Source organism: Bradyrhizobium sp. LA6.1, assembly GCF_040547805.1.
GTDB lineage: Bacteria > Pseudomonadota > Alphaproteobacteria > Rhizobiales > Xanthobacteraceae > Bradyrhizobium > Bradyrhizobium barranii.
Genome location: NZ_JBEPQK010000008.1, coordinates 120709 through 140879, shown reverse-complemented (window position 1 = coordinate 140879; position 20171 = coordinate 120709). Strand labels below are relative to the sequence as shown.

The window sequence follows — 20171 nt, the reverse complement described above, 5'->3', positions numbered from 1 at the left end:
AAGCGGGCTCAGGACCCCGCATCGACCTCGTTGAAGGCCTCGCGCGCGTTGCGGAAGGCGTCGATGCCGGCGGGCACGCCGCAATAGACCGCGACCTGGAGCAGGATCTCCTTGATCTCCTCCTTGGTCAGCCCGTTCTTCAGGGCGCCCTTGACGTGCAGCTTCAGTTCGTGCGGGCGGTTCAGTGCGCCCAGCATCGCCAGATTGACGATCGAGCGCGTGCGGCGGTCGACGCCGGGCCGCGTCCACAGCGCGCCCCAGCAGAATTCGGTCGACCACTCGGCCATGGTGCGCGTGAATTCGTCGGCACCGGCGATCGACTTGTTGACGTAGTCCTCGCCCAGCACCTCTTTACGAACTTTGAGGCCCTTTTCGAACAGTTCGGTCTTGCTCATGATCGTCCCTTTCCGGTCTTGAGAGATTCTAGTTGGAAATTGTTCGGCGCGACGCCGATGGCGGCCGCAGTGATTGCAGCAGCGCGGCGACGTCGTCCGCCGCATCGAGCCGCCAGACCGCATCGATGACGCGGTCTGCATCCCAATCGCTTCGACCGGTCCTCACGCCTTCGCGCAGCTTCTCTTCGATCTCGCGGTCTGAAAGCGGCGCAGCCTGGCTGCCGCGCGGCGAAGTCACGGTCTCTGTGAGAATTTCACCAGACGAAAGGCGCAAAATGACGCGCGCAGCGCCATCGGGCATCTGAGCATCAAGCTCCGCCCTCACCTTCTGCCGCAGCCGCGCGATATCGGGCCGGACCACGGCCTCCTGCGCGAACTCGGCCACACCGGCCGCGCCGAGCAACAGTCCGCAAGCCACGCAATGATGGATGCTGACGCGCGCGTCGCGCTCGTTGTTCACAGGGCGATCACCGCGCGCAAGCAGCAGTGCCGAGCCCTGCACTGTCACCGACTCGATCTGGTCAACGCGTCGGCCAATTCGTTCGCGCAACAGCAGGCAGGCGTCGATGACCGAATGGAACACGATGCCGGCGGGATAGGGTTTGTAGGTGTTCTTCGCGATCTCCCAGGTCTTGCCGAGGCCATCGAGCATGCGGGCGAGATCCGGCTCATCCCCCATGGTACGCGCCCAGCCGAGCGGACCTTCGATGGCGCGGGGCGCAGCCTCATAGCCCTGCTGCGCGAGCAGCGCGGCAAACAACCCATTACGCGCGGCGTTGCCGACGCTGACATTCTTGGCGGCGCTTGGCAGATTCTCGACATTGCCGGCCGACTGGCTCGCCGCAAGTCCGATCGCGTTCGCAATCCCTTCCGCGGGCAGCTCCAACAGCTTCGCGCACGCCGCCGCAGCGCCAAAAATCCCGCAGGTCGAGGTGATGTGCCAGCCGCGGGCATAATGACGCGGCGAGACTGCATTGCCGATGCGGCACTCCACATCCACGCCAAGGATGAACGCGGTCAGCACCGCGCGCCCCGTCAGCTTGCCCGTCTCTGCCAGCGCCAATATCGGCGCGGCGACCGGCGCGGCCGGATGGATGATCGTTTCAGGGTGCGTGTCGTCGAAGTCGAGCAGATTCGCCGAGATGGCATTGAGAAACGACGCGCACAGCGCGTCCATGGACTGCGAATGGCCGATGATTGTCGATGTCGCGGCCCCGCTGAACGGCGACAGCGTGCGCATCGCGGCCGTGACCACCGGATCGCGTGCGGAGCCGAGCGCGGTCGCAAAGAAATTGAGGATCGATCGCTTCGCCTCAGGGCTCTGCGCCTCCACGTCCGCCCACGACGAGGACGCGACGAAATCGGCGAGCGTCTTGCTCACACTCGGAATTAAAGCTTGCGGCACGCGGGGCGTCTTCCTCGTTTTCCCGGACCATATGACGATCCGCGGCAAACTGTCGACCCCAAATGTTATGCTTGACAGCTTGTCAGACAATCATAACAATCCGGCCCGTTGGCGCGGGATCCCGCTGCCACGACGACGGCGGCCGAGAAGGCCGGCCGGCGAAAGCGTTTGACCAACGAGATCAAGAAGGCGCGCCCGTCACGGGTCGCGCGACAGGGAGTAGACGATGGCGGGAGAGATTCTCGGCGTAATCGGCACGGGCCGCATGGGCGGCCCCATGGCGGGGCGATTGATCGACGCGGGCTATTCGCTCGTGATCTATGACACGCAGACTGAAGCGACCCAGCCGCTGGTCAAGCGCGGCGCCCAGCTCGGCAAATCGCCGGCCGACGTCGCCTCGCGCGCCGATATCGTGCTCGCCAGCCTGCCGACGCCCGACATCGTCAAGGCCGTCACGCTCGGACAAGATGGCATCAGCAGCGGCAGCCGCGCCAAGATCGTCATCGATCTCTCGACCTCGGGTCCCGGCGCCGCGAAGATCGTTGCGGAAGGCCTCAAGGCCAAGGGCATGACGCTGGTCGATGCGCCCGTGAGCGGCGGCATCAAGGGCGCCGTCAACGGCACGCTGGCCGTGATGGTGTCCTGCCCGCAGGCGACCTACGAGACCGTGCAGCCGATCCTGAAGAATTTCGGCAAGCTGTTCTACACCGGCGACAAGCCCGGCGTGGCACAGACGGCCAAGCTCGCCAACAATCTGATGGCGGCGGCAGCGCTGGTGATCACGTCCGAAGCCGTCGCGATGGGCGTCAAGGGCGGCGTCAACGCCAAGGTGCTGATCGACATCATCAACGCCAGCAGCGGCCGCAACAGTGCGTCCGAAGACAAATTCCCCCGCGCGGTGCTGCCCGGCACGTTCGATTTCGGCTTCGCCACCGGCCTCTCCTACAAGGACGTCCGGCTCTGCGTCGACGAGGCCGAGGCGATGGGCGTGCCGATGGTCTGCGGCGCGGTGGTGCGGCAGATGCTCGCGATCACCAACGCCAAGTACGGCGCATCGTCCGACTTCACCTCGATCGCCAAGGTGCTCGAGGAGTGGGCCGGGGTCGAGATGCGCGGCTGATCACGCAAGCCTTCAAGGAGAGCGATTGCGATGACGATCGGCCCGACCGGATCAGGCAAGGTCTCGCTCGCGCGCCAGATGGCGCGGAGCGTGCTTGCGCTTGATCTTGGAGATTTCGGGCCGGAGGTCGTCGCGAAGGCAAAGCTCTGTCTGCTCGACTTCTTGTCCTGCGCCTTCGAGGCCGGCCATCATCCCTGGAGCCGTCAGGCGGTTGCGATCGCGCAGGCCGGCGGCAACGCAACGATCATCGGGACGTCACAACTCTCCTCGTCGGCCGATGCCGCCTTTGCCAATGCCGTCATGGGGCACGGCCTCGTCCGCGAGGACATGCATGCGGCCAGCATCGCGCACCACGGCGTCGTGATCTGGCCGACGTTGCTCGCGCTGTCGGAGCAGACGCCGCTGCACGGAGCCAGGCTGCTCGCTGCCGCTATCATCGGCTATGAGACCGGCGCGCGGATCGGCCGCGCGCTCCTGACCTCCGACCTCGCACGCCTCTATCGCCCGACTGGGCTGGTCGCACCTCCGGGCGCGGCGCTGGCGGGAAGTTTCGCGCTTGGCCTCTCCGAGGACGCCGCAACCAGCGCCGTCGCGATCGCGGCCAATACGTCCAGCGGGCTGAACGAGTGGCCGCATGCCGGCGGCTCCGACATGTATTTTCATCCCGGCTTTGCCTCCAGCAACGCCATCAAGGCGATCGGTCTTGCCGCGGCCGGCGCATTCGGCTCGGAAACCATATTGGAGGGCGAAGCCGGCCTGTTCGCCGCCTATCGCCGCCAGGCCGCGCCCGACAGCATCACGCTCTTCCCCGATGGCGAGAGCGAGATCATGGCCGTCTACAACAAGCCGGTCCCGGCCTGCAATTTCGCGCAGACGGCGGCTCAAGCAGCGCTCCGCGTCTCGCACGAGCTCGCCAGCACTGAGGAGATCGACCGCGTCATCATTCGCGCACCCGATGCCGCCGTTCGCTATCCCGGCTGCGACTCCATGGGGCCCTATCGCAACGCGCTTCAGGCCAAGATGAGCATTCCCTTCAGCGTTGCTGCGACGCTGACGCGGGGCGAGATCGAGGAAGAGAACTATTCCGAACTCGATGATGCCGACATCATTCGCCTGGTCGCGGTCACCGATCTCGGGGCAGATCCAGGCTTCACCGCCGCCTTCCCCGGCAAGCAGGGCGCAGAGGTGACCGTGCATCTGCGCAGCGGCCGAACGATCCGGCACGCTTTGCCCGACGTCATCGCCGCAACGCCTTCAGATATTCGTGCGCGCTTCCGCGCCGCCGCCATTCGCGCCCTCGGCGAGGACCGCGCGCACCGGCTCGAGCAACTCATCGACGGCTGCGAGCAGCTCGGCAATGCCGGCGACATCGCAGCGCAGTGTCGTCTGGATGCGCCGGAACGAGTTTTACGATCGGCATCATAAGAAATGCCAAAACAATACGGGGGAAACATGGTCGACCGGGAGACCAGCCTAGCAGTGCCGACGGCGCACAATCGCCAGCAAGCCGGCGCTCGCGCCGCGCGGAGGCGGGGCTGATGGAAGGCTTCTTTCAAGCGCTCGCTGCGGGCCTTTTGATCGGCGCCGTCTACGGCCTGATGTGCGTCGGGCTCGGCCTGATCTTCGGCGTCATGCGCGTCATCAACTTCGCCCATGGCGATTTCATGATGCTCGGTATGTATGCCGCCTTCTATCTCTTCACCGCCGCCGGCATCCAGGCGCTGTTCGGCAACACGGTGGGGCCGTTCGTCGCCATCCTGCTGGCCGGCCCCGTGCTCGCCGTGTTCGGCTATTTCGTCCATCTGGCGCTGATCTCGCGCGTCTCGGGTACACGCACCGCCTCGCTGGAAGGCGAAGGCCATTACGCCCAGCTCATCCTCACGCTCGGCATCGCGCTGATCCTGCAGAACGGCGGCCTCATCGTGTTCGGATCGGTGCTGGCCTCGATCCGCACGCCGCTGTCGAGCTCGGCCTGGGAGTTCATTCCCTTCTTCGACATCAGCATCTTCCTCAACAAGGCGCGCAGCATCGACGCGATCGTTTCGCTCGCGATCATGATTCTGCTTTCGCTGCTGATCACGCGCACCCGGATCGGCAAGTCGCTGCGCGCCGCGGCCGACAATCCGACCGCCGCGACCTATATGGGCATCGACGTCGACCGCGCGCACCGCACGGCCTTCGCGCTCGGCTGCGGCATCACCGCGATTGCCGGCGGCCTGCTCGCGACCAACTATCCGTTCCATCCCTTCGTCGGCCTCGAATACGTGATCGTCATGTATGCCGGCGTCGTGCTCGGCGGCATGGGCAGCATCATCGGCGCCTTCTGGGGCGGCATGACGATCGGGCTCGTGCAGCAGATGTCCACGCTGATCCTGCCGACGCAATTGCAGAATGCCGCGATCTTCGCCGTCTTCCTCCTCATCATCTTCTTCCGTCCGCAAGGTTTCTTCGGGCGCATGGTCGAGAGGACGTGACCATGCTCCGGATGCGTTCACTGCTGCCTCCCCTGCTCTTCACGCTCGCCTACGCCGGGATCTCACTCGGCGTCACCAACTCGTATTACCAGCTCATCCTGACGCTGGTGCCGGTGTGGGCGGTGTTCGGCCTGTCCTGGAATCTGCTCAGCGGTTACACCGGCCTGATCTCGTTCGGCCACGCCGCCTTCTTTGGGATCGGCGCCTATGCGACCGCGCTCGGGCAGATTTATTTCGATATCTCCCCCTGGCTGCTAATCCCGGTCGCCGCCATGCTCGGCGGCATCGCCGGGCTGCTGATCGGATTTCCGACCTTCCGCCTCCAGGGCCACTACTTCGCGCTCGCGATGCTCGCCTACCCGCTCGCCATTCTCTACGTGTTCGAGTGGCTCGGCTTCCAGGAGGTCACGCTTCCGATCAAGCGCGACGCGCCGATCGCCTATATGCAGTTCTCCGACCCTCACATCTACACGCTGCTGGGGCTCGCCATCATGCTTGCCACCATCGTGCTGACGCAGGTGATCGAGCGATCCCGCTTCGGCATGGCGCTGCTCGCGATCAAGCAGAACGAGGCTGCGGCAGAAGCGGCCGGAATCAACACGCTGGCTTGGAAGCTGCGCGCGATCACGTTGAGCGGCGCGATCGCCGCCGCCATCGGCGGATTCTATGTGCAGGTGCTGCTGGTCGTAACCCCGCAATCGGTGTTCGGCATGCTGGTGTCGGCGCAGGCGCTCACGGTCGCGATGTTCGGCGGCGTCGGCACGGTCTGGGGGCCGGTCATCGGCTCCGTGATCCTGATCCCACTCGCCGAGATCCTGCACGCAGAGGCCGGTGCACGGATCCCCGGCATTCAGGGCGTCATCTTCGGCCTTGCTATCGTCTGCGTCATCCTGCTCGCGCCGGAAGGCCTGTTCTGGAAACTGCGCGATCTCCTGCGCAAGCGAAATGCATCCAAGGCCACGGCGAGCGACACTCCGGAAACGGCCGTCGCCAACGTCACGGCGCTGAAGCCCGCCGCGCGGCAGCGTGCGGCCACCGGCGAGGTGATGCTCGAGGTTCGCAATCTCTCGCGCTCCTTCGGCGGACTCAAAGCCGTTCAGGACGTCAGTTTCAAGCTGCACAAGAACGAGATCCTCGGCATCATCGGCCCGAACGGCGCCGGCAAGACCACGCTGTTCAACCTCCTCAACGGTTTTCTGAAGCCGAGCGAGGGCGAGGTGCTGATCGACGGCCGCAACATGTCCGGCCAACGGCCGCACGTGATCTGCGAGGCCGGCATCGGCCGCACCTTCCAGGTGATGCGGCCATTCCTGCGCATGTCGATCCTCGACAATGTCGTGGTGGGGGCCTATGTGCGCGCCCGCTCCGATGCGGAGGCACGCAAGCTTGCCGCCGACGCAGTCGCCCGCGTCGGGCTCTCCGCCGTAGCCAACCATGTCGCCGGCGAACTCTCGACCAAGGAGCTGCGGCTGATGGAGCTCGCCCGCGCGATCGCCGGCCAGCCGCGCATTCTGCTGCTCGACGAAACGCTTGCGGGCCTCGGCCACGGCGAAGCGGACGAGGTCGTCGCCGTGATCCAGCAGCTCGCACGCGACGGCATGACCATCGCCATCATCGAGCACACCATGCAGGCGATGGTCCGCCTGGTGGACAGATTCCTCGTGCTCGACCATGGCGCCGTCATCACCGAGGGCCTGCCCGAAGTGGTGACGCGCGACAACCGGGTGATCGAGGCCTATCTCGGCAAGAAGTGGGCGGGCCATGCTGCGAATTGAGGGATTAAGCGCGGGCTATTCGGCCAAGCCCGTCCTGAACGACGTGTCGATCAATGTCGGCGCGGGCCAGTTCGTCGCGATCGTCGGGCCCAACGGCGCCGGCAAGACGACGCTATTCAAGACAATCTGCGGCATCGTGAAGCCGAGCGGCGGGAGAATTACGTTCGACGGCGTCGATCTCCTCGCGGTGCCGCCGCCGCAGCGCGCCCATCTCGGCATCGCCCATGTCCCCGAGGGCCGCCAGGTGTTCCCGTCGCTGACGGTGATGGAGAACCTCGAAATGGGTGCAATGACCGAAAGCGGCCGGCGCGACTGGCAAACCAACATCGAGCGCATCTTCGAATGGCTGCCGGTGCTGAAGGAACGCCGCAACCAGTTCGCTGGCACGATGTCCGGCGGCCAGCAGCAGATGCTAGCGATCGGCCGCGGCCTCGCCTCCTCGCCGAAGCTGTTGATGCTGGACGAGCCCTCGATGGGGCTCGCACCGTCGACCGCGGACTTCATCTTCGAGCGGCTGATCGATATCCGGCGTCAGTCCGGGCTGACCATGCTGCTGGTCGAGCAGCGCGTGGCGGAAGCACTGGAGTCCGCCGACCACGGCTACGTCCTCGAAGCCGGACACGTCGTGCTCGAAGGCAACAACGACACGCTGCGCGCCGATGATCGCGTGCGCAAAGCCTATCTCGGCATGTGACGAACAAAAAACAAAGAGCAGGGAGACAACAAGGTGAACAAGACATCGAAGGGCAGCATATCAAAAGGACTGACGCGCCGGACCGTGCTGTCGGGCGCCGCCGCCGTCGGCCTCGCCGGCGTGGCACGTGCGCAGGCGCCGGCCGAGGTCAAGGTCGGATTGATCGTCCCGCTGTCGGGCATCTACACCCGCCCCGGCCAGGTGATGAAAATGGGCGCCGAAATGGGCATCGAGCACATCAACGCGCAAGGAGGCATCAAGGCGCTCGGCGGCGCCAAGCTGAAGCTGGTGGTGATCGACTGCGGCGACACCACCGAGAAGGCCAAGAACGCGGCTCAGCGCATGGTCGCGCAGGAACCCGATCTCGTCGCCGCCACCGGCTCATATCTCTCCTCCTTCACCCTCGCCGTCACCGAGGTGACCGAGCGCGCCGAACTACCGGTGCTGACACTGTCCTATTCGGACCTGCTGACCGACCGCGGCTTCAAGTACATCTTCCAGACCGCCGCGACTGCGAGTCGCCAGTCCGAGCTCGGCCTGCCGACGCTGATGAAACTCGCCGAGAATGCGTCGGGCAAGAAGCCGAAGACCGTGGCGATGTTGATGGACAACACCGCGACATCCGTCGCCACCGCCAAGGCGCTGAAGGAGAAACTGCTCGCACAGGAAGGCCTCCAGCTTGTCGTCGAGGAAGTCTGGACCCCGCCGCTGTCGGATGCCACCCCGCTGATCCAGAAGGTCCGCTCGACCAAGCCCGATCTGCTCCTGTTCATGCCGAATGCAGTGTCGGATGCCAAGCTGGGGTTGGAGAAGATCAGCGAGTTCGGCCTCGGCCAGGGCAAGATCCCGACAGTGTCGTTCAGCATCACCATCGCCGAGCCGGACATGCTCCAGAGCGTGAGCCCGGAGACCGTGCAGGGCATCATGACCATCGTCGCCAACTGGGGCTCGAAAGGCCACGAGGCGCTGATCGCCGAGCTCAAGGCCAAATACAAGGAGCCCTGGATGACGCAGAACGTCATCTCGACCTATGGCGACATGTGGCTGATGAAGGAGGCGCTGGAGAAGGCCGGCAAGGCCGACCGCAATTCGGTCGCACAGGCCTTCCGCACCATGGATGCCGGCCCGTCGAAATACTATCCGGGCGGTCAGCTCAAATTCGACGAGAAGGGCCGCCGCGTCGGCGCCGGCGTCGTCATCGTGCAATGGCAATCGGGCGTGCCTGTCACCGTCTATCCGCCCGAACTCGCGCAGGCGCAGCCGTTCTGGCCGAAGAAATCATAAAGCGTCGCGAGATTTTTCAGGGAGGAGAATTGTCATGACTGCAAAGAGCAAAATCACGATCTCGCGGCGAACATTGCTTGCCGGTGCCTCCGGCACGCTGATCGCATCCCGCGCCTGGGCGCAGCAACCTTCCGAGGTGAAGGTCGGCCTGCTGGTGCCGATCTCCGGCCTCTACGCCCGCCCGGGAACAGTGATGCGTGAGGGCGCCGAGATGGCGGTCGACCACATCAACGCGCAAGGCGGCATCAAGGCGCTCGGCGGCGCCAAGCTGAAGCTGGTCGTGCTCGATTCCGGCGACACCACGGAAAAGGCCAAGAACGCCGCCCAGCGCATGGTCGCGCAGGAGACCGATCTGGTTGCTGCCAGCGGCGCGTACCTGTCCTCGTTCACGCTCGCGGTGACCGAAGTCACCGAGCGCGCCAGCCTGCCCGTCCTCACCCTCTCCTATTCCGACCTGATCACCGACCGCGGCTTCAAATACGTGTTCCAGACCGCGGCTACCGCAGGTTCGCAGGCACGGCAGGCGTTGCCGCAGATCATCAAGCTGGCGGAGACGGCCTCCGGCAAGCGGCCGAAGACGGTCGCGATCCTGACCGACAACACGGGGGCCTCGATCGCCTCCGCAAAGGCGATGCGCGAGGGCCTGCTGGCGGAGAACCAGTTGCAGCTGATCGTGGACGAGACGTTCACGCCGCCGCTGGCTGATGCGACGTCGCTGGTGCAGAAAATCCGTTCGGCGAAACCCGATCTGCTGTTCTTCCTGCCGACGGTGATCTCGGACGCAAAACTGCTGCTCGAGAAAATGAACGAGTTCGGCCTCGGCCAGGGCAAGATTCCGACCATCTCGTTCGGCATCGCGATCGCCGAGCCCGACATGCTGCAAACCGTCAGCCCCGAACTGCTGCAGGGCGTGCTGACCTGCGTCGCAAGCTGGGGCGCCAAGGGCCACGAGGCGCTGATCGCCGAGTTGAAGACCCGCTACAAGGAGCCGTGGATGACGCAGAACGCGATCTCCACCTATGGCGACATGTGGGTGATCAAGGACGCGCTCGAGAAGGCCGGCAAGGCCGACCGTGTTGCCGTCGGCGAGGCGCTGCGCACCATGGATGCCGGCCCCTCGAAATACTATCCGCTGGGCGAGATCAAGTTCGACGAGAAGGGCCGCCGCGTCGGCGCCGGCATGACCATCGTGCAGTGGCAGTCCGGCGTGCCGGTGACAGTGTTCCCGCCCCAGCTCGCGCTGGCGCAGCCGTTCTGGCCCAAAAACTGAACTGAGAACTGACAACGCCCGAAAGAGAAACGGAGAACAACATGGACAAGGCGACCTACGACCGCGGGCTCGAAATCCGCAAGAGCGTGCTCGGCAACGAGTTCGTGGACAAGGCGATCGCATCCGCGGACGAGTTCAATCGTCCGATGCAGGACCTCACCACGGAGTATTGCTGGGGCTACGTCTGGGGCCGCGACGGCCTCACGCGCAAGACGCGCAGCTTCCTCAATCTGGCGATGCTCTGCGCGCTCAACCGCCCACACGAGCTGAAAACCCATGTCCGCGGCGCGCTCGCCAACGGCGCCACCAAGGAGGAGATCCGCGAGGTGTTCATGCAGGTCGCGATCTATTGCGGCGTGCCGGCCGGCGTGGATGCGTTCCGGAACGCGAAGGAAGTCTTCGCCGAGCTCGACAAGAAGTAACGGAGCGTGACGACGATGAAGGGCAAATGGGCACTCGTGACCGGTGCGACCGCGGGCCTTGGCCTCGCCGTCGCGGAAGGCCTTGCCGGCGCGGGCGCCAACATCGTCCTTCATGATCTCGTCGCGCCGAAACAGGCCGCGGATGACCTCCGCGCCCGCTTCGGCGTCGAGGTCGTCTCGGCCGGCGCCGATCTCGCCCAGCGCGAGGCGATCGAGGCCATGATGGCCGATCTGCTCGCCCGCTGCGGCGCCATCGACATCCTCGTCAACAACGCCGTGGTCAGGCATTTCTCCGCCATCGAGCAGTTTCCGCCCGATCGCTGGGAGCAGGCGCTGGCCGTCAACCTGTCGGCGCCGTTCCATTTGATCCGCCTGGCGCTGCCAGCCATGAAGCAGCGCGGCTGGGGCCGGATCATCAGCATGGGCTCGATCTATTCGAGCCGCGCGGTCGAGGACCGCATCGACTACGTCACCACCAAGACTGCGATCCTCGGTATGACCCGTGCGGTGGCGATCGAGACGGCGCGGAGCGGCATCACCTGCAACACGCTCTGCCCGGGCACGCTGCCAACGCCCGCGATCCTGAACAAGATCGCAACGATCGCGTCGAACAGCGGCCGTCCGGTCGACGACGTGACCAAGGAATATCTCGGCGAGCGCCAGCCGACGCGGCGTTTCGTCGAAATGAATGCGGTCGCCGCCATGGTCGTCTTTCTCTGTGGGCCCGCGGCAAGCGATATCACCGGCGCCAGCCTGCCGATCGACGGCGGCTGGTCGGTCGCATGAAAGCATTGGGAGTGTTGCGATGACTGAACAATCGGGCCAGAGCGTCGTGCTGACGGGTGCCGCCGGCGGCATGGGACGCGCCATCACTAAGGCCTTGCTGGAAAGCGGCCGCCGCGTCGTGCTGGTCGATCGCGACGCCAAGGCGCTTCAGGAACTCGCGTCCACGGCGGGCAACGCGGTGTTTCCGATCCAGCTCGACATTAGCGATGGGCAGGCCGTGGATCGCCTGCCGGACGCCATTCCCGCGCAGTTCAAGCCGGTCGACGTCCTCATCAACAACGCCGGGCACGATATCGGCGGGCGGACGCGGTTCGATGCCGGCTCCGCCGACGACTGGTCCAACATCATCCAGACCAATCTGATCGGCCTGATGCGCGTCACCCGCGCGATCCTGCCCGACATGGTCAGGCGCAACGCCGGCCATGTCGTCAACATCAGCTCCATCAACGCCGTCCGGATCGTCCCCGATATGGCCGCCTACAGCACCAGCAAGGCGGGCGTCCACATGTTCACCGAGACGCTGCGGGGCGAGCTGGCGGAAACCGCGATCCGGGTCACCGAACTCCAGCCAGGCCTGACCCGGACCAACATCATCCTGACCCGCTACCGCGGCGACAGGCAGAAGGAAAAGGACTATTTCGACCAGTTCAGGATGGCGCTCGAGCCTGCCGATATTGCCCGTTCGATCGTCTTCGCCCTGGACCAGCCCGCGCACGTTCAAATTGCCGAAATGATGATTCTGCCTGTAAACCGGTACTGACTTTTCCCAACCAGGGTCCGGACATGGAAAGACGTAGCGAATTGCAGTCGACACTCCGCATCGAGGACGTCCCGACCGTCCGGGCGATGGTCGCGCAAAAGCTGCGCGAGGCGATCATGTCCGGAACGCTCAAACCGGGCCAGCGCCTGGTCGAGCGCGAGCTCTGCGAGATGATGGGCGTCAGCCGGCCCTCGATCCGTGAAGCGCTGCGTGCCCTCGAAGCCGACGGCCTCGTCAACATCGTCCCGCACCGCGGCCCCGTCGTCTCCACGATCAGCCTCGAAGAAGCCCGGCAGCTCTACGCGGCGCGCGCGGTGCTCGAAGGATTTGCCGGCCGCGAATGCGCCAGGCTCCACGATCCGGAAGTGGCTCGGCGGATCGGGGAAGCCCTGACGCGGCTGAAGGCGGCCGCCGCCAAGCAGGACCTCGTCGGGAGCCTCGAAGCCAAGACCGACTTCTACGCCGCGCTGATCGGCGGCTGCCGCAACGCCTTCATCGAGCGCATGCTCAAGCCGCTGCACGACCGGATCCAACTGTTGCGGATCACGTCGATGTCGCAGCCGAAACGGATCAACAAGAGCCTGCGCGAGGTCACCGCGATCTGGCGCGCGATCCAGAACGGCGATCCAGATCTCGCCGAGCGCTGCTGCGTCGATCACATCAATGCGGCTGCGGTGGCCGCGCTCGACATGATTGAACGAAACGCCGCCAAGGAGGCGGCGCCTTCCGACGACTAGAAAAACAAGAATTCAGGGAGTGTTCGATGTTGTCTCTGGTACGATCGCTGATCCTGTGTCTCCTGCTCTCGCCCTGCGGCGCGGCAATCGCAGACGACTACCCCACCCGCCCGGTCACGATGATCGTGCCGTTCTCCGCCGGCGGCCCCGGCGACGTCATCGCGCGGATTCTCGGCAACGCCATGAGCGCGACGCTGAAGCAGTCCATCGTCATCGAGAATGTCGTCGGTGCCGGCGGCACACTCGGCACCAACCGCGTCGCCAAGGCCGCGCCTGATGGCTACACGCTGCTCCTGATGCATGTCGGCCAGGCCACCGCGCCCGCGCTCTATGCCAAGCTGCCGTTCGATCCCGTCGGCGACTTCGCCATGATCGGGCTCGTCACTGATGTCCCGATGATCCTGGTGGCCCGGCCGAATTTCCCGGCCAAGGATCTCGGTGAGATGATCGCGCGCATCCGCAGCGAGGGCGACAAGATGACCTTCGGCAATGTCGGCCTCGGCTCAGCCTCGCAGCTCTGCGGCCTGATGTTCATGAGCACCACCGATACGAAACTCTCGCAAATCTACTACAAGGGCGGCGGGCCCGCGCTGAACGACGTCATCGCCGGCCATATCGACGTCTATTGCGATCCCGCGACGGGACCGACGCCTTACATCCAGTCGAACACGATCAAGGGCTACGCGATCACGAGCAAGACGCGCGTCGCGACACTGCCCGGCGTGCCGACCTCGGCCGAGGCCGGCGTTCCCGAATTCGATGTGACGACCTGGTATGGCCTCTACGCGCCGCGCGGCACGCCGAAGCCCGTGATCGACCAGCTCGTCGGCGCGCTGCAGACGGCGCTCAAAGACCCTGCTTTGATCAGCCGCTTTGCCGAGCTCAGCATGGCTCCGGTCGAGGCCGAGCGTGCGACGCCGGCTGCGCTCGAAGCCTTCCTGAAGGCGGAGATCGCCAAATGGGGGCGGATCATCAAGGCAGCCGGAATCGAGCCGCAGTAGGCCTGCTTCACTCGTCCAGAAGCTCCAGGAATTCCTCGATCCGGCCGAACGGATCCGCATGCCCGCGGGCGGCGCAGACGACGCGATCGCCGTCGCGCTGGAGCGATCGCGCCCTGGATTTCCGCAGCCGCCTGGGGAGGAAAGTCGCGGCGACGGCCTCGGGCCCGACATCGAGCCTGACGATGCCACGCCGCTTGCAATCGATCCGGAGCCTGGCGGCCGCAAAGAAATCGCGCGCCTCCGGCGGGAGCCTGCCGAAACGCCGCGAGGTCTCCTCCTCCAGGTCTTCCAGATCGTCGTCGCTCCGGCATCTGGCGGCGCGACCATAGATCTCGAGCCGCATTGCTTCCGATTGCACATAACCTTCAGGCAACATGTCGCCGACAGGCAGATTCAGATCCGGCACCCACAGAAAGGCGCCCGAGTCGTTCACTCTTTCCGAGGCGAGCTTCAGGAGATGACTGTAGAGCACCGGCCCGAACACCTGCACGTGCCCGGACTGCTGTTCGGAAAACAGATCGCCGGCGCCCCTGAGGTCCAGGTCGCGCTCGCTGATGGCAAAGCCGGCGCCGGGCTTGCTGAACTCCTCGAGGACGGCCAAACGCTTCTCGGACTGTTCCGAGGTCGACTCCGTCAGCAGATAGGCGAAGGCGCGCGTTCCGCCGCGTCCCACCCGCCCTCTGAGCTGATGGAGCTGTGCGAGGCCGAACTTTTCGGGCCAGCACACCACGATGGTGTTCGCGCGCGGGATATCGAGACCGCTTTCCACGATGTTGGTCGCCAGGAGGACGTCCGCTTCGCCATCGACGAAACTCATCATGCGGTCGTCGAGATCGTCGACGGGCATCTTGCCATGAAGGCAGACGATGCGGAGGTCGGGCGCCAATGATTGCACGCGCGCCAGCATCGGCTCCAGATCCTGGATGCGCGGGCAGATCAGAAAACTCTGTCCGTGCCGCCGCCGCTCGCGAAGCAATGCTCCGGCAATGGCCGCATCCGACAGCGGAGCGATCTTGGTCACGATCGGAAGCCGGTGAACCGGCGGCGTTGCGATCACGCTGAGATCCCGGAAGCCCGCAAGACCAGCAGCGAGCGTGCGCGGGATGGGCGTCGCGCTCATCCAGAGCGTATGGGCATTCTTTGCCAGCCCAGAAAGCTTCGCCTTCTCCGCCGCGCCGAAGTGCTGCTCTTCGTCGATGATGACGAGGCCAAGATCGGCGAACTTCACATCCTTTGCAGAGAGCGCCTGCGTGCCGACAACGACTTTCAGCCTGCCGCTTCGCAGGCCCTCCTTGATCCCTCGCGTCTCCGGGCCGGAGGTCGCTCGCGACAGGCTTCCGACGTCGATACCGAGAGGACCGAAGCGCTTGCGGAAGGTTTCGACATGCTGCCGCGCCAGGACCGTGGTCGGCACCGCGATCGCCACCTGTTTCCCGGACAGCGCCACGGCAGCTGCCGCGCGCAACGCGACCTCGGTCTTTCCAAATCCGACGTCGCCGCACACCACCCGGTCCATGGGATGACCTGCCGCGAGATCATCGAGCACGTCCTGAATGGCCTTCGCCTGATCGACGGTCGGGAAATACGGAAAACGCGCAACGAACCTTTCATAGAGCGGCCCGGGTGCGACCAGTTTCGGCGCGCGGCGGCGGTGGCGCTGGCTGATGTGCTTCGCGAGCGCCTTGGCTGCGACCTGAATCTCCGCTTCGGCCTCGGTCCGCCGCGCCCACCATGTGCTCCCGTCCGCCTTGTCCCGTGCCAGCTTGCCGGGCTCGGCCGCATACGGCCAGATCAAGGCAAGATCGGCCGGCGGCACGAGAACGGCGTTGTCTCCCGCGAACGCAAGCCTGACCATCTCGCGCCGCGATCCCGTCCCCATGGCGAGGGTTTGCAAGCCGTCGAGCAGAGCGAGCCCACGTTGCAAATGGACCACCGCCGCGCCGCGCTCCGGGACGTCGGGATGGTCGAACGCGGCCGTCCAGGCTCTCGCCATCGGCTGCGGATGATGGGCTCTGCTGCCGAGCACGTCCGACGCGGTGACGATGACGAGAGGCTTGCGGCCGGCCCCGACGAAGCCGGCATCGAAGTCGGCCAGGAACGCCGTTTCGCGATCCCGTCCCTCTGTCGCCTCGCTCCAATCGGCACAGCGCTCCGCCTTGATCCCGCTCATCCGCTCCATCGCGCGAAGGTCATCCTCGACGGCCGCGACGAACAGCACCCGCGACCCGGCGCGTTGCATGTCGTCAATAAATGCGCGGAGGATCTTTCTTGGCGATGAGGCTTTCGAGAAATCGGGCGTCGGTGTGAAGGCCGATTTTTGCGGAAGCACGCTGATGCGCTTCTTCAGCCGCTTCCAGTCCGCCCGTCCGAGATACTCGCGCTCCGCATCCCTGCGGCCAGCGGCCTCCTCGATGGTGCCCAGCCAGATATCGGCATGGCCCGGTACGCCGGCATCCACGATCCACCGCGCGCGAGCGCAATAATCCGGCAGCGTCGCCCGCTGTCCGCGCTTGCCTCCGAGCGCAATCTGTTCGGACATCGGATCGATCAGCAATTCCCTGGTCTCGTAGACGACCTCATGCTCGACCGGATCGACGGCAACGATTTTACGGATAACACCGTCGGAATGTTCGATCCTGAAAGGACCAAGTCCGCCCGCGGGAAACACCTCGAACGTCTTGCCGTGGAACAGGACGCCGCCGGGATATTCCGCCTCTTCGTCGAGGTCGTAGCCGAGAGCTTCCAGACGGCGCTCCAGCTCGGCTTCCGAATAGGCCGCGCCCACTTTCAGGCTGAGGCTGGTCTTTGACCAGCTCGCCGGCAGCGGCAGTCGCTCCATGATGGCTTCTGCGGTCGATACGAGGAAGACCGGCTTCCTTGCCTTGGCAAGGCGCCGCAACACCGAGCTCCGCCTGCCCGCGATCTCGCGCGACGGCTCCAGACCATCGAATGGCAGATTGTTCAGTCGCGGGAACACCAGCACGTCGACCGAAGGGTCGAGCGCGTGGATCACGCCACCCAGCCGCTCCGCCCTGTTCTCATTGTCGCAGAGGAAGACGAGGCCGTCGCGGCCAGACTTCTCCCACTGCTCGCGCAGATGCAGCGCCAGCATGCCGAGAGGCGATGAGGACGAGACCGTAGAACGCGACGCGCTCTTGCCTTTCGAGCCTTTACTCTCTGTGCTCTTCGAACCCTTGCTCTTCGAGCTCTTGGTCTTCGGGCTCTCGCCTTTCGAGCTTTTGGCCTTGGTCTTTTTCGCGCCGGTCGCGGCCCGGGCTTTTTTGGTGGACGCCAATGTGTATCCAACTTTGTTTTAGAAATAGAGTCGCGCGCCGACGAGCCCTGCCGTAGAGCTCGGTCGACAACGCGGACCGGGCCTAAGCGCCCAAGCACGTCATTACAATTTCACGATTGCGTTGGAAAGCATGGATGCAAGCCCGGGAGGCCGCTTGCACGGCAAAATAAGGCCTACTGCAGGACCTTCGGCAGCACCACGACCACGTCGACGCTCTGCCCGAGGACTTGAGTCGCAACCACCGCGAGGTGATGCGAGAACTCGTCCTCGATCTCGCTCGCGCAGTCTTCGTCCCTGGCAATGGCGAACAGCAGATTGCCGTCGATCTCGTCGAATCGGATGCCGGCGAAGATGCGATCGAACGTCTCGGCGCCCGCGATGCCCGCGATTCGCGCCTGGATGGCTTGGTCTTCGATGAGGGACAGTTTCATCATAATCGGGAACATGGGGGCGCACCTCCCAAATGCAAGAGCAGAAGCGCGCTGGCGCGACCCGCCGGGCGAACTATATTAATCGTGTCGTCCCGCCTGACCACCGTCCGCCCTTGAGGAAACTCTTGATTCTCTTCCTGCTGCTGGTCTTCGTGCCGATAGGACTGTCGGCCGGACGCTATTATCTGTTCGGCGATGGCCGGGGCAATTGGCAGACGGCGGATCGCTCGAGCGCCGGCCTGTTGCCGCCGGCATCGGCCAATCCGGACGCGCTGATCCGGGTCTTTGCCGCGCGCACGGTGCGGTGGCGCAGCATTTTCGCCGTCCACAGCTGGATCGTCGTCAAGGAGAAAGGTGCCAGCACCTACAGCCGATACGACTACACGGCGTGGGGCGACCCGATCCGGAGCAACGGATTTGCACCCGACGGCCGCTGGTTCGGGGCCATGCCCGAAACCGTCGTGGCGGTCGACGGCGCACGGGCCGAAGCGCTGATCCCCAAGATCCGCCACGTGGTCGAGACCTACCAGTTCCGCGCCTACGGCGATTACAGCGCCTGGCCCGGACCGAATTCCAACACCTTCGTGCAGGCGGCGCTGGACGCCGTTCCCGAGCTTCGCGCCGTCCTTCCACCCACCGCGGTCGGCAAGGACTATCCGTACAGCGGACGCTGGGCCGGCATCACCCCTTCCCGCACCGGCGCCTACGCCTCGCTGTCGGGTTACCTCGGCATGACGGTCGGCTGGGTCGAAGGGTTCGAGATCAATTTCTTTGGCGCGGTGCTGGGGATCGACATCCGGCGGCCGGCGCTCAAGCTCCCCGGCATCGGCCGCCTGGGCGTCGCAGCCGGCCTGTAGAGCGCCCGCCGGCGCCTCGCCAAACAAAAAACTGAAAAACAACCCCATGCACAGTAGAACCGCCCCTGGCTGGTTGGTCGCGGTGGCGCGGCCTAAGTCGAGATGAGGCTTGGGTGAATTGCCTTGCGCGCGCAGAACGAGAGGCATCTCTCCTGCAACGCACGTTGAGCCGCTCGACGAGCCCGATGTCTTCAGACGCCGGTCATTTGACTCGTCGGGCAAAACACCGGCAAAATTGCATCGTGGCAATCAGGCTAAGGATGCGCTCGACCAGGACGACCATGGGTCCAGCAAGCCTGCTTGAATCCTAGCCCCCAAGCGCCGGAATATTTTCGCGAAAGATGATCTCGCTGCGCGGCGCCTCGATGCCGTGCATGGCGCTGCGGCCGGCGCGCAGATTGTCGAAGATGCCGACACAGCTCATCATCGTGTTGAGCTGATTTTGAGTGATGACGGCATCCATCGTCCCATCGAGCAGAAAGCTGCGCGTATCCGAGGTCAGACCATGGCCAATGAAGACCACATCACGCGCCCGGTTCATTTCGTTCAGGGCGCGAGCGACACCATCGGCGGCGCCGCCGATATTGTAGATTCCGGCAAGATCCGGATGCTGGCCCAGCAGCATGCGCGTCTGGCGATAGTTGCGGTCGGCGTCATCATGGCCTTCGCGCAGGCCCACGACCTTGATCGCCGGGAACAGTTCTTCGAAGACGTGCAGAAAGCCCATTTCGCGTTCTTCGTGCGCGCGGTAGCTGCGGCTGCCCGCGATCATCGCGACCTTGGCCGGACGCTCGCCCAGAAAGCGCGCGATCAGATAGCCGGCGGTGCGTCCGATCGAGCGATTGTCCAGTCCGATATAGGCCGCGCGGCGCGCATTCAGGATATCCGAGATCAGCGTCACCGTCGGCACCCCGTGCTCCGCTAATCGGTCGACGGCTTCCCTCACGACGGGATGCTCGAGCGCCATGAAAGCGATGCCGTCGGCCTTGTCGCGGGCCCGCCAGAGCTGGCGTGCCAGCAGGTCGGGATTGAAGCCCTTGATGGTGTCGACCTGACAATGGACGTTGAAGGGCGCGAGCCGGCCGTCGGAATGCGCGATCAGCTGCCCGAGCGTGGACAGGAAGCGGTTGGTGCCGGCCGGCAGCAGGAACAGCAGCCGCATCGGCTTGGGCCGCATCGCCGCCAGGATGTTCTCGGCCGGCATGTAGTCGAGCTCGGTCGCGGCGGCGAGCACCCGCTGCTGCGTAATCGCCCGCACACCGGGCCGGCGATTCAGCACGCGGTCGACCGTCGCCGTAGAGACGCCGGCCCGGCGCGCCACGTCAACGATGCGGCTCAGCGAAGCAGCCACCGGTTTATTCATTCCGAGGCCCAACCGTCGAATACATCAAAAACCATCATCTTTATCGTTTGACATGCTAGCTCTAAGTCGCAATTTTCGCATCAACATTGTCGCAGAAACATC

Annotated in this window: 18 protein-coding genes; 13 read left to right on the top strand and 5 right to left on the bottom strand. The window is 64.9% G+C overall.

The window, feature by feature from the left end:
- Positions 1–8: 8 nt before the first annotated feature.
- Both ABIB99_RS21560 and ABIB99_RS21555 read right to left on the bottom strand, forming a co-directional pair.
- Positions 9–395: a carboxymuconolactone decarboxylase family protein gene (locus ABIB99_RS21560; protein ID WP_027575101.1), complete on the bottom strand. Its 387-nt coding sequence runs from the start codon at positions 393–395 to the stop codon at positions 9–11.
- A 28-nt stretch (positions 396–423) separates the two neighbouring features.
- Positions 424–1800, bottom strand: coding sequence for an MmgE/PrpD family protein (locus ABIB99_RS21555; protein ID WP_354177494.1), 1377 nt, complete (start codon positions 1798–1800; stop codon positions 424–426).
- A gap of 226 nt (positions 1801–2026) precedes the next feature.
- Between ABIB99_RS21555 and ABIB99_RS21550 the strand changes: the two genes are divergently transcribed.
- The 12 genes from ABIB99_RS21550 to ABIB99_RS21495 all read left to right on the top strand — a co-directional run bounded on the left by ABIB99_RS21550 (position 2027) and on the right by ABIB99_RS21495 (position 14123).
- A complete protein-coding gene (locus tag ABIB99_RS21550) occupies positions 2027–2920 on the top strand; it encodes an NAD(P)-dependent oxidoreductase (protein WP_014496460.1) in 894 nt (297 codons plus the stop codon).
- Positions 2921–2950: 30 nt separating this feature from the next.
- Positions 2951–4345 carry an MmgE/PrpD family protein gene (locus ABIB99_RS21545; RefSeq protein ID WP_354177493.1) on the top strand — a complete coding sequence of 465 codons (1395 nt, stop codon included), beginning with the start codon at positions 2951–2953 and terminating at the stop codon, positions 4343–4345.
- Between the two features lie 113 nt (positions 4346–4458).
- On the top strand, positions 4459–5394 hold the full coding sequence (locus ABIB99_RS21540; protein ID WP_354177492.1) for a branched-chain amino acid ABC transporter permease: 936 nt from the start codon (positions 4459–4461) through the stop codon (positions 5392–5394).
- A gap of 2 nt (positions 5395–5396) precedes the next feature.
- Positions 5397–7169, top strand: coding sequence for a branched-chain amino acid ABC transporter ATP-binding protein/permease (locus ABIB99_RS21535; RefSeq protein ID WP_201266221.1), 1773 nt, complete (start codon positions 5397–5399; stop codon positions 7167–7169).
- A complete protein-coding gene (locus ABIB99_RS21530) occupies positions 7156–7863 on the top strand; it encodes an ABC transporter ATP-binding protein (protein WP_354177491.1) in 708 nt (235 codons plus the stop codon). The genes ABIB99_RS21535 and ABIB99_RS21530 overlap by 14 nt, the downstream gene beginning before the upstream one ends.
- Positions 7864–7896: 33 nt before the next feature.
- Positions 7897–9147: an ABC transporter substrate-binding protein gene (locus tag ABIB99_RS21525; protein WP_354177490.1), complete on the top strand. Its 1251-nt coding sequence runs from the start codon at positions 7897–7899 to the stop codon at positions 9145–9147.
- 34 nt (positions 9148–9181) lie between these two features.
- Positions 9182–10417: an ABC transporter substrate-binding protein gene (locus tag ABIB99_RS21520; RefSeq protein WP_028155747.1), complete on the top strand. Its 1236-nt coding sequence runs from the start codon at positions 9182–9184 to the stop codon at positions 10415–10417.
- Between the two features lie 41 nt (positions 10418–10458).
- The gene (locus ABIB99_RS21515) at positions 10459–10839 is read left to right on the top strand and encodes a carboxymuconolactone decarboxylase family protein (RefSeq protein WP_014496467.1); all 381 of its coding nucleotides are present in this window, start codon (positions 10459–10461) and stop codon (positions 10837–10839) included.
- 15 nt (positions 10840–10854) lie between these two features.
- Positions 10855–11625, top strand: a complete 771-nt coding sequence (locus ABIB99_RS21510; RefSeq protein ID WP_354177563.1) for an SDR family oxidoreductase — start codon at positions 10855–10857, stop codon at positions 11623–11625.
- 19 nt (positions 11626–11644) lie between these two features.
- Positions 11645–12385, top strand: coding sequence for an SDR family oxidoreductase (locus tag ABIB99_RS21505; protein WP_166097621.1), 741 nt, complete (start codon positions 11645–11647; stop codon positions 12383–12385).
- A gap of 23 nt (positions 12386–12408) precedes the next feature.
- Positions 12409–13122, top strand: coding sequence for a GntR family transcriptional regulator (locus ABIB99_RS21500; RefSeq protein ID WP_282518547.1), 714 nt, complete (start codon positions 12409–12411; stop codon positions 13120–13122).
- Positions 13123–13148: 26 nt separating this feature from the next.
- Positions 13149–14123 (top strand): tripartite tricarboxylate transporter substrate-binding protein, encoded by a 975-nt coding sequence (locus ABIB99_RS21495; RefSeq protein WP_247308832.1) that lies wholly within the window; start codon positions 13149–13151, stop codon positions 14121–14123.
- 7 nt (positions 14124–14130) lie between these two features.
- Here the strand turns inward: ABIB99_RS21495 and ABIB99_RS21490 are convergent, their stop codons facing one another.
- Both ABIB99_RS21490 and ABIB99_RS21485 read right to left on the bottom strand, forming a co-directional pair.
- Complete coding sequence (locus tag ABIB99_RS21490) at positions 14131–17235, bottom strand: DEAD/DEAH box helicase (RefSeq protein ID WP_354177562.1); 3105 nt, start codon at positions 17233–17235, stop codon at positions 14131–14133.
- A gap of 356 nt (positions 17236–17591) precedes the next feature.
- Complete coding sequence (locus tag ABIB99_RS21485) at positions 17592–17852, bottom strand: hypothetical protein (protein WP_071917581.1); 261 nt, start codon at positions 17850–17852, stop codon at positions 17592–17594.
- Positions 17853–17974: 122 nt separating this feature from the next.
- Here ABIB99_RS21485 and ABIB99_RS21480 point away from each other — a divergent pair, with 122 nt between their 5' ends.
- Positions 17975–18706, top strand: coding sequence for a DUF3750 domain-containing protein (locus ABIB99_RS21480; RefSeq protein WP_166353801.1), 732 nt, complete (start codon positions 17975–17977; stop codon positions 18704–18706).
- Between the two features lie 307 nt (positions 18707–19013).
- Here the strand turns inward: ABIB99_RS21480 and ABIB99_RS21475 are convergent, their stop codons facing one another.
- Positions 19014–20069: a LacI family DNA-binding transcriptional regulator gene (locus tag ABIB99_RS21475; protein ID WP_354177489.1), complete on the bottom strand. Its 1056-nt coding sequence runs from the start codon at positions 20067–20069 to the stop codon at positions 19014–19016.
- Positions 20070–20171: the final 102 nt, after the last annotated feature.